This window comes from Candidatus Pseudothioglobus sp. Uisw_041, from assembly GCF_048087625.1.
Lineage (GTDB): Bacteria > Pseudomonadota > Gammaproteobacteria > PS1 > Pseudothioglobaceae > Pseudothioglobus.
In genome coordinates this window covers 1,736,891-1,743,937 of sequence record NZ_CP159805.1, presented here as the reverse complement: position 1 = coordinate 1,743,937, position 7,047 = coordinate 1,736,891, and the positions used below count along the sequence as shown (strand labels likewise).

Genomic DNA, 7,047 nt, shown 5'->3' with positions numbered 1-7,047 from the left:
TTGGATTTGTTGTTCTTTTTAACTCCACATCTATATAATTTAACTAATAAAAGATAAAAAATTTGACCTTCAAGCCGGAAAACTGACTAATGAAAAAAACCCCCTATAGTAGACTTTTTGAGCCTGTGAAGATTGGCCCTGTTGTTACAAAAAATCGCTTTTATCAAGTTCCACATTGTTGTGGTATGGGGCATCAAAGGCCACAAGCACACGCTTCTATGAGGGCCTTAAAAGCAAAAGGTGGGTGGGGGGTTGTTAGTACAGAGGAGTCAGAAATACACCCTACCTCCGATTTGTCGCCATATGTTGAACAAAGAATATGGGACAAAAGAGATATTCCAGCTCTAAGTCTTATGACAGATGCTGTTCATGAGCATGGGGCTCTTGCGGCAATCGAATTAGCCCACAATGGAAACCATGCTGCTAACTTATATTCCAGGCTCCCTGTTATTTCGCCTGTAAGCCAATCTATAGATCTTGTTTATCCCAAACAAACTAGGCGCATGAATAAGAAAGACATTGCTGAGTTTAGGCGCTGGCATCGTAACGCCGCTTTAAACGCAAAAGCCGCTGGTTTTGATATTATTTATGTTTATGCGGGCCATGGCATGACACTTACCCAGGAATTTTTGCTTCCAGAAATTAATGATCGTACTGATGAGTATGGTGGCAGTATTGAAAACCGAGTTCGTTTAACACGGGAGTTGCTTGAGGAAACTAAAGACGCTGTTGGTGACACCTGTGCAGTAGCTTTTAGGTTTGCTGTTGACGAGCTTAAGGGTTCAGACGGAATGCAATTCTTTGAGGAAGGAAGAGCGGTAGTTGAAATGCTGGCTGAAATTCCTGACCTTTGGGATGTAAATGTTTCCGACTGGGCTAATGACTCACAAACTTCTCGTTTTGAGCCAAATGAGGGCTATCAAATTCCATATGTTGAATTTGTGAAAAGCATAACAACAAAACCAGTAGTTGGGGTTGGTCGGCTTACATCTCCAGACCTAATGGTTAGCCTAATTGAGCGTGGAGCTTTAGATCTTATTGGTGCAGCGAGACCTTCAATAGCAGATCCTTATCTTCCTAACAAAATAAAAGCTGGAAAAACTGATCAAATAAAAGAATGCATTGGTTGTAATATTTGCGTATCGAGCGATAATTTTGCAGTTCCAATTCGTTGTACACAAAACCCAACTATGGGAGAAGAGTGGAGAAGGGGCTGGGACCCAGAATCAATTAAACCTAAAAAGACAGATCAAAAAGCACTTGTTATTGGATCTGGACCTTCCGGATTAGAATGCACTATGCAGCTAGCAAGACGTGGTTATCATGTTACGTTGGCAGAGGCAGATAATAAATTAGGAGGCAGAGTGCTTTTTGAGTCTGGGCTTAAAGGGCTTTCTGCTTGGAAACGAGTCTCTGATAATAGAATTTATGAGATACAGCAAAAAAACAATATTGAAATTTACAAAGAAAGCGAATTAACTCTTTTACATATAAATGAACTTGGAATCAATAATATATTTTTAGCTACTGGGTCAAGTTGGCGCAAAGACGGTGTCGGCAGAAGTAGAAGAAAACCAGTTCAGGGCCTAGAGTCGCTTCAGGTGCTTACTCCAGAAGAGGCGATAAAGCAGAGCCCAAATTTAAGGGGCCCTATTGTTGTTTATGATGATGAGCAGGGATATTTGGCAGGGGTAATTGCGGACCATTTGAGTTTTGATGAACACGAAGTAATTTTTATAACGCCAGCAAGCGTTGTATCTCCATGGACAGAGTCAACTCTAGAACAAAAAAGAATTCAGAAAGCGCTTTTGGTTAGCGGCGTTAACGTAATTTGTAATAAGACCATAGATAAGGCTGAAGGTAGTAATCTTAATCTTAAGTGTGTGTTTACCGGAGAGATTTCACTTTTAAAATGTTCATCACTAGTAATGGTTACAGAGCGCATTCCAAACACTACGCTCTATGATCAGCTTGTGGAGCAAGAAAATAATACTGAACAGGGCGAAGCAAAACACATTCAGTTAATTGGAGATGCCGAGTCTCCAGGTTTAATAGCAGATGCAGTCTTTTTAGGCCACCTTGCCGCGCAAAGTTTTGAGGAGCCGGAACAAGAAATACAAAAGGCCATGTTTATGCGTGAAATGCCAAGCCTTAAGTAAAGACAATACTGGAGAGGGGTTAAGGCCTATTTCACAATTGATTTTGTGCGTGTTTTAGAGTAACATTGCCCTCTTTTTGTATGACCTAATAAAGTATGCGCAAGACAATTATTGCTGGAAACTGGAAAATGAACGCCAGTAAGGTCTCTGTTAAGAGCCTAATTGATGGAATATTGTCTGGAATGGAAGGCGTCAATTCAGAGGTTTTGGTTTGTGTTCCTTTTCCATATATGTCCCAAGTTGAGTCTTTGATAGAAGGCAGTAATTTAAAGCTTGGCGCCCAGAACATTAACATAAACCCATCAGGCGCATTTACTGGCGAAGTTAGTGCGGATATGATAAAGGACTTTGGTGCAAAACATGTTATCGCTGGACATTCTGAAAGAAGAAGTTTATACGGCGAAACAAGTTCGGTCGTTGCCGAAAAAACGAAAGCTGCATTAGGTGCTGGTTTGTCCCCTCTCTTATGTGTTGGAGAGTCTCTAGAGCAGAGAGAGGCTGGAAAAACTGAGACAGTTGTTGCGGAGCAAATTAATGCTGTTATAGAGCTAGTTGGCATAGAGTCTTTTGACAGTATTATTATTGCTTATGAACCAGTCTGGGCAATAGGAACAGGCATTACAGCAACGCCAGAACAAGCACAAGCGGTTCATTTTTTTATACGAAACCTTTTAGGTGAGAGTAGTGAAAATATTGCTCAAAAAACACCTATACTATATGGTGGAAGTATGAATGCAGGTAATGCTGTTGAGTTAATTTCTTGCCCAGATATTGATGGCGGGCTTATTGGTGGGGCTGCTCTAAAAGCAGAAGATTTTTTACAAATATGTAAGGCAGGTTAATATGACATTTCAAATAATTTTAGTAATTCATGTGCTATTGGCTCTTGGGCTAGTCGGGCTAATACTAATACAGCACGGCAAGGGAGCAGATGCGGGCGCTGCATTTGGTTCTGGGGCGGCAGGCTCAGTTTTTGGAGCTCGAGGCGCGCATTCATTTTTATATAAATTAACTGCAGTCATGGCTATTGGTTTTTTTGTAACCAGCATAAGTCTTGCTTACTTCGCTTCAAATGAAAGGTCTTCAGCAGAGGCCGACCAAAGTATTATGTCCCAGACAACTATGAGTGATGATGGGCTTGATACAGACGCAAGCGAAATTCCCAGCAATTAATTAAAGCCGTCGTGGTGAAATTGGTAGACACGCAGCCTTGAGGGGGCTGTAGCGCAAGCTGTGACGGTTCGACTCCGTCCGACGGCACCAAACTAAGTTGTTTTAACTCAAGCTTTATTCATACAGTTTATTAAGGTTGTTATGTACAATCAGCATTCTTTCATAATTAAGAGCTAATGAAAATTACGAATGTAAAAATACTTAAAGGAATAGGCTTAATGCTTTTAGGGATGACTATTGTTCCTTTTTTAGATATTTTTGCTAAGCTTTTGAGCCAAGAAGGCTATCACGTAACACAAGTTACATGGACACGGTTTTTTTTCCATGCTGTTTGGTTGTTGCCAATGATTATGTGGCAAAAGGTTAAGTTATTTTCAATCCCTGAAAAGCCCGGCTTACAGTTTTTACGGGGCTTGATGCTTACGCTAGCAACACTATTCTTTTTTGCAGCCATTGTAACCAACGATATCCCTGAAGCGCTTACGCTTTTATTTATCTCTCCTCTTGTTGTTGCAGTTCTCTCACCCTTTATTCTAGGAGAGCGCTTTGATATATTTATTGGGGTTGGCGTTCTAATAGGATTTATAGGGGTTATAGTAGTTCTTCAGCCCGATAGTGAACAGTTTGATCCGACTTTATTATTTGCCTTAGTCGCAGGATTTTGCTATGCCCTTTATATTATCATAACTAAAAAACTATCTTTTCGTGCGCCACCAGTTTTGACTTTATTTTATTCTGCAATCGTTGGAATAGTTATTATGTCGTTAATTGTTGTGCCTTATTGGACAACTCCAGATTTAAAGGGCATTCTAATGGGGGCAGCAATGGGTTTTTTTGCTGCAGCTTCGCACTTTATGATTATCAAGGCTTTTGAGTTTGCTAGCGCCTCAGAGCTAAGCCCCTTCAATTATTTTGAGATCGTAGTTGCCATTATTTTGAGCTATTTAGTTTTTGGTGTTTTGCCAAATGTTCAAGCGATACTTGGGTTAATTATTATTATTCTTAGTGGCCTTTATGTCTCTTGGCGAGCAATGAAAAATAATCAAGACCAAGAAATCAAACCAAAAGCTATCATAGAGCCGCTATAAACAAGCTGATCTAACTCTTGAGCCTCTATCTTTAGAATTCCAGCTTTACCCTTTAATGTCTAACATATAATATGCAGGCTTTAAGTTTCGTATGAAGCCCCTATATACTCAATATTGCAACTAACTTTAAAATAAAATGAATTGGCGAACAAAAACTGAAGCAAAAATAGAGGTATTTTCTGATTGGCTTTTTGAAAACGCAAAGAAAACAGTACTAGTTATTTTTCTTCTTGTGGCCGCTCTTGGCTCACAACTACCATCCTTAAAGATTGACACTACTACCGAAGGATTTTTACATAAAACAGACCCAATGCGTGTTGAGTACGACATATTTAGAGATCAGTTTGGTAGAGATGAAAAGTTAATGATTGCAGTAAAAACTGAAAACATTTTTGACTTAAGCTTCTTAAAGAAGCTTGATAGTTTTCATGATGCCCTAGAAAGCGAACTTCCAAATATTAAGGGCGTTGACTCCCTAATAAATGCTAGAAATACTTATGGAATCGAGGGCGAGTTAATTGTTGAGCCCTTAATTGTCAGCCTCCCTGAAACTAAGGGTGAATTATTCAAACTAAAAGAAACAGTCATTAGCAATAGTCTCTATGAAAACTCACTTTACAGTGAAGACTTTACTATGACTACTGTTACGATTGACACAGAAACATATTCGAATGATGGGCTTTCAAATGAGCCAGTTAATATAGAGTTTGATGATGGCTTAGAGTTTGATGATGGCTTAGAGTTTGATGATGGCTTAGAGTTTGATGATGATAGCTTGGGTGGTCAGAGGGTGTATTTAACAGATGCCGAGAACGACGAAATCATTGCAAAAACCCAGAGCATTATGCAGCGTTTTGATGGAGAGAATTTTGAAATATACTTGTCAGGCTCGGCGGCAATTGCGGGGATTTTCAAGCAAGCTTTAATGAACGATTCAGTTATCTTTATTAGCTTAATGATGATAGTTATTATGATTGTTTTATTTGCTCTATTTAGGCGAATTTCAGGCGTGATTTTGCCATTAGCCTGCGTTTCTCTTACCCTTATAACAACCGTCTCATTAATGTCGGTATTTTTAGCTCCTTTCACAATGGCTACCCAGATTATGCCAACCTTTTTGTTGGCAGTGGTGACTAGTGCGTCCATACATTTGCTAGCTGTTTTCTATAAGGATTTTTCAAAAACAAATGATAAGAAGGCATCCTTGAGGTATGCAATGGGCCACTCTGGCTTGGCAATTATAATGACTTCTATTACTACAGCTGTTGGGTTATGGTCCTTCTCTTTTTCTGGAGTTGCGCCCGTAGCTGATCTTGGTGTTTTTGCTAGCAGCGGCGTAATGATTGGCTTAGTTTTTACTCTCATCTTTCTGCCTGCTTTAATATCTATAACTAGAGTTAAAACCCTTAAGACCAATTTAGATAAAGAAGGTCAAACCTTAATGGACAGATCTCTTATTGGAATAAGTGTATTCGCAACTGGACGCCCAAAACTTATAGTGTCGGTAAGTGCTGTATTAATTATTTGCGCAGCTATAGTTGCATCACAGCTTAGGTTTTCTCATTTTCCACTTCAATGGCTTCCAGAAGACAACTTTGCCCGCATTGCAACTGAGGCAGTTGACGAAAATCTTAAGGGCTCCCTAACGCTTGAAGTTATTATTGACACCGGAGAAACGAATGGACTTTATAACCCAGAGCTTTTAAAGGTGATTGATGACGTTTCTAAAAATATAAATTCTATCTCAACAGGAAACATGTTTGTTGGAAAAGTTATTAGTTATGTTGATATTATCAAGGAAACAAATAGAGCACTGAACGAAAATCGTGAAGAGTATTATGCGATTCCTGATGATCCTGATCTTATTGCACAGGAGTTTTTGCTTTTTGAAAGCAGTGGCAATGATGACCTTTCGAGCCTTGTAGATGCAAATTATTCTAAAGCCCGGCTAACGCTTAAAACCCCTTTTATTGACTCACTTGAGGCGAATATTTTTATAGACAATGCACAGGTATACTTAGACCAAAAGTTTGGCTCCCTTGCTAAAGTTACTTTCACTGGCATTGGAACTCTGATGACCGTAACTTTTGAAGAGGCGATTTATAGTAGTGCATTTAGTTATGTCCTTGCCTTTTCATTAATAACTATTCTTATGGTGTTATTAATTGGCAATGTAAAAATTGGCCTCATTAGTATGATTCCAAATATTTTGCCCATAATTTTTCTTTCAACAATTATGGTTGTCTTTAAAATGCCTCTTGACATGTTTACCTTATTGATTGGCGCTATAGCACTTGGACTTGCGGTGGACGACACTGTTCATTTTATGCATAACTTTAGAAGATATGAGCTTCAATATAATGATGTTGATAAGGCAGTAAGGCTTACATTGCTTGGCACTGGAAGAGCCATTACACTAACTTCTATAGTCCTCGCTCTTGGCTTCCTTGTGCTGACCTTTTCTCAAATGAACAACATGTTTGACTTTGGTGTTTTAACAGCCAGTGCAATTTTGGTAGCAGTATTGGCAGACTTTTTCTTGATGCCAGCAATAATGAAGCTGATTATTAAAGATAAGGCTAGTATGTAGGAGTTGTAAATTCGAACTATAAAAAAGGCGCCGAAGG

At 39.2% G+C, this 7,047-nt stretch carries 5 protein-coding genes and 1 tRNA gene; all 6 read left to right on the top strand.

Annotated elements, in window-relative coordinates:
• Nucleotides 1-89 precede the first annotated feature (89 nt).
• Entirely contained in the window at nt 90-2,159 is a 2,070-nt protein-coding gene (locus ABXT44_RS08875) for an FAD-dependent oxidoreductase (protein ID WP_416687024.1), read from the top strand.
• A 95-nt stretch (nt 2,160-2,254) separates the two neighbouring features.
• Complete coding sequence (gene tpiA, locus ABXT44_RS08870) at nt 2,255-3,001, top strand: triose-phosphate isomerase (RefSeq protein WP_416687021.1); 747 nt, start codon at nt 2,255-2,257, stop codon at nt 2,999-3,001.
• Between the two features lies 1 nt (nt 3,002).
• Nucleotides 3,003-3,332: a preprotein translocase subunit SecG gene (secG, locus tag ABXT44_RS08865; RefSeq protein ID WP_416687019.1), complete on the top strand. Its 330-nt coding sequence runs from the start codon at nt 3,003-3,005 to the stop codon at nt 3,330-3,332.
• A 5-nt stretch (nt 3,333-3,337) separates the two neighbouring features.
• Nucleotides 3,338-3,422 (top strand) — tRNA-Leu (locus ABXT44_RS08860).
• Nucleotides 3,423-3,508: 86 nt separating this feature from the next.
• Nucleotides 3,509-4,420, top strand: a complete 912-nt coding sequence (locus ABXT44_RS08855; protein WP_416687017.1) for a DMT family transporter — start codon at nt 3,509-3,511, stop codon at nt 4,418-4,420.
• 136 nt (nt 4,421-4,556) lie between these two features.
• Nucleotides 4,557-7,010 (top strand): efflux RND transporter permease subunit, encoded by a 2,454-nt coding sequence (locus tag ABXT44_RS08850; RefSeq protein WP_416687015.1) that lies wholly within the window; start codon nt 4,557-4,559, stop codon nt 7,008-7,010.
• Nucleotides 7,011-7,047 lie beyond the last annotated feature (37 nt).